The sequence below is a fragment of the Spirillospora sp. NPDC029432 genome, assembly GCF_040703975.1.
Classification (GTDB): Bacteria; Actinomycetota; Actinomycetes; order Streptosporangiales; family Streptosporangiaceae; genus Spirillospora.
This window is the reverse complement of sequence record NZ_JBEZWH010000149.1, coordinates 1-2,653: the sequence shown is the minus strand read 5'-3', so window position 1 is coordinate 2,653 and position 2,653 is coordinate 1. Positions and strand designations below refer to the sequence as shown.

Here is a 2,653-nt window from a genome sequence, read left to right as displayed (position 1 = left end):
TCTTTAATGACCCGCCGCCCACCGATACACACACCCTGTTACAGACCCTCTTTCCCTACCCGCCGCTCTTCCGATCTCGGCCGCCCCCGGCCCAGGCGTCCGACCGGTCCCGGTTCTTCCGCCTGGGCCGCCGTCCCCGCCGCGTCTAGGGCGGCGGGGGCGCGGGCGACTCGGCGATCTGCTTGATCGCCCCCAGCCGCGCCTCCCACTCCGTCGCGACGGCCGCCATCCAGCGGGCCATCGCGGTCAGCCGCTCCGGCCGTACGGCGTAGCGGACCTCGCGGCCCCGGCGGCGGGCCTCGACCAGCCCGGCCGCGTCGAGCACGGCCAGGTGCTTGACCACCGCCTGCCGGGAGACCGGCAGCCCGGCCGCGACCGTGGTGGCGCTGGCCTCGCCGCGCGCGGCCAGCGCCTCCAGGATCTCCCGGCGGGTCGGGTCGGCCAGCGCGGCCAGCAGCTCCCCGGCCACGTCGCGGTCAACGGTCATCCGGGCAGCTTCCCCCCGTTCTCGGTGTAGTCGCGGACGCGCTCGGCCATGTGCGTCCAGCCGCCGCTGTTGTCCTCGTACTTGCGCGCGGCGACCTCGGCCGGCAGCGCGGCGAAGCCGGTCTCCACGATCCGCAGCAGCGTCCCCACCCCCTCGTCCCGCAGAGTGAACTCCACCAAGGTCGAATTGTCCTCGGTCACCTCGGCGCCCGGGAAGCCGGGCGCCCAGCGGTAGGAGAACGCGCGCGGCGGCTCCACGGCGACGATCCTCATCGGGAAGACGCCGTGCTCGCCGTGGTCGACCACCATCCGGCCGCCGGGCCGCAGCTCGTCCAGCTCCGCGGGCTTGCCGTCCGTGCCGAACCAGGCGCCGACATGGCCGGGCTCGGTGATCACCTCCCAGACCCGCGCGACCGGCGCGGCGATGGAGATCTCCCGTTCGATCCTGTCCTGAACCACCATGATCTTCTCCCTTCGGGTGCAACCCCAGGGTTGCACATGCGTCCAGGCTACTGCAACCCGCGAGTTGCACTTCCTCCCCGGGGTACGGTTCGGGCATGCGCAAGTACGTGATCGTCGGCGTGCAGGGCAGCGGCAAGGGAACGCAGTCGCTCCTGCTCGCCCGGGACCTCGACCTGGTCCACATCTCCGTCGGCGACATCTTCCGCTGGCACGTCCAGAACCACACCAAGCTCGGCGCCCAGGTCCGCCGAACCATGGCGGCGGGCGAGCTGGTCGGCGACGACCTGGTCGAGGGCGTGGTGCGCGACCGGCTCGACCAGCACGACTGGAACTTCGGCTTCGTCGTCGAGGGCTTCCCGCGCAACCGCCGGCAGGCGGAGTTCTTCCTGGAGAGCTACGACATCGACGGCGTGATCCACCTGGACCTGCCCGACGCGGAGGTCCGCCGCCGCGTCCAGGCGCGCCGGCTGTGCGCGCGCTGCGGGATGGACTACAACCTCATCGCCCACCGCCCCGAGGTCGAGGGCCGCTGCGACGTGTGCGGCGGCGAGCTGCTCACCCGCGAGGACGACAACGACGCCGCCCTGGCCGAGCGGCTGCGCATCTACCACGAGAAGACGGACCCGGTGCTGGACCTCTTCCGGCAGAAGGAGTACGTGGCCACGATCGACGCCCGCGCGGACATCGGCGCCGTCCAGCGCGAGCTACGCGAGAAGCTGGGCCTGCCGGCGCCGCGCGATCCCGGCTGACCGGGCCGACCGATCGAGCACGCCCGGCGGACGGGCGGCGTTCACCTCCCGGCCGTGTCGGGACGCTACCCCTGGCGGGGTGAGACTCGCCCGTACCCTCGCCGCCGCCCTCACCGCCCTGCTGCCCGCCTCCCTGGCGGCCTGCGGCACCGCGACCGGCGCGGACACCATCGCCGGAGCGGACGCCCTGACCGTCGGGGTGAAGGCCGACCAGCCGGGACTGGGCCTCGCCGAGCCCGGCGGCACGTTCCGCGGCTTCGAGGTGGAGGCCGGCCGGTACATCGCGCGCAGCCTCGGCGCCTCGCGCGTCGACTTCAAGGCCGTCACGTCCGAGAACCGCGAGAAGCTGCTGGACAACGGCACCGTCGACCTCGTGCTGGCCTCGTACTCGATCACCGCCGACCGCTCCACCAAGGTCACCTTCGGCGGCCCCTACTACGTGGCGCACCAGGACATCATGGTCCGCCGGGACGAGACCCGGATCGCGTCCGTCCGCGACCTGGCGGGGCGGCGGATGTGCCAGGCCGGCGGCTCGGTGTCCACCGAGCGCGTCGTGGGCGGCCTGGGCGTGCGCGCCCGGCTCGTCCCCGCGCCGTCCTACTCCGCCTGCGTGGACATGCTCCTGGACGGGCGGGTGGACGCCGTCTCCACCGGCGACCTGGTGCTGGCGGGCTTCGCGGCCCGGCGGCGCGCGTCGGTGCGGATCCTCAACGCCCCGTTCACCGAGGAGCGGTACGGCGTCGGCCTGCGCAAGGGCGACATCGACGGGTGCGAGGCCGTCAACAAGGCGATCACCCGGATGTACCAGGACGGCACCGCGTCCCGCATGCTCGCCATCTGGTTCGGCTCGTCGGGCGTCGACCTCGTCCACTCGGTCCCCGAGTTCGAGGGCTGCTCCTGAGCGCCCGTTCCGCCGCGTCCGGGAGGGCGCCGACGCGTGGGTCGGCGACGGCCGG

4 protein-coding genes are annotated in these 2,653 nt (G+C 73.3%); 2 read left to right on the top strand and 2 right to left on the bottom strand.

All coding sequences use genetic code 11. The features are described from left to right. Nucleotides 1–145: 145 nt before the first annotated feature. On the bottom strand, nucleotides 146–487 hold the full coding sequence (locus AB0881_RS41750; RefSeq protein WP_366626454.1) for a metalloregulator ArsR/SmtB family transcription factor: 342 nt from the start codon (nucleotides 485–487) through the stop codon (nucleotides 146–148). Next, on the bottom strand, nucleotides 484–948 hold the full coding sequence (locus AB0881_RS41745) for an SRPBCC family protein (protein WP_366626453.1): 465 nt from the start codon (nucleotides 946–948) through the stop codon (nucleotides 484–486). The genes AB0881_RS41750 and AB0881_RS41745 overlap by 4 nt, the downstream gene beginning before the upstream one ends. Nucleotides 949–1,043: 95 nt before the next feature. On the opposite strand from AB0881_RS41745, the gene AB0881_RS41740 reads away from it, so the two are divergent. Both AB0881_RS41740 and AB0881_RS41735 read left to right on the top strand, forming a co-directional pair. After that, entirely contained in the window at nucleotides 1,044–1,697 is a 654-nt protein-coding gene (locus tag AB0881_RS41740) for a nucleoside monophosphate kinase (protein ID WP_366626452.1), read from the top strand. A 79-nt stretch (nucleotides 1,698–1,776) separates the two neighbouring features. After that, on the top strand, nucleotides 1,777–2,598 hold the full coding sequence (locus tag AB0881_RS41735) for a glutamate ABC transporter substrate-binding protein (RefSeq protein WP_366626451.1): 822 nt from the start codon (nucleotides 1,777–1,779) through the stop codon (nucleotides 2,596–2,598). Nucleotides 2,599–2,653 lie beyond the last annotated feature (55 nt).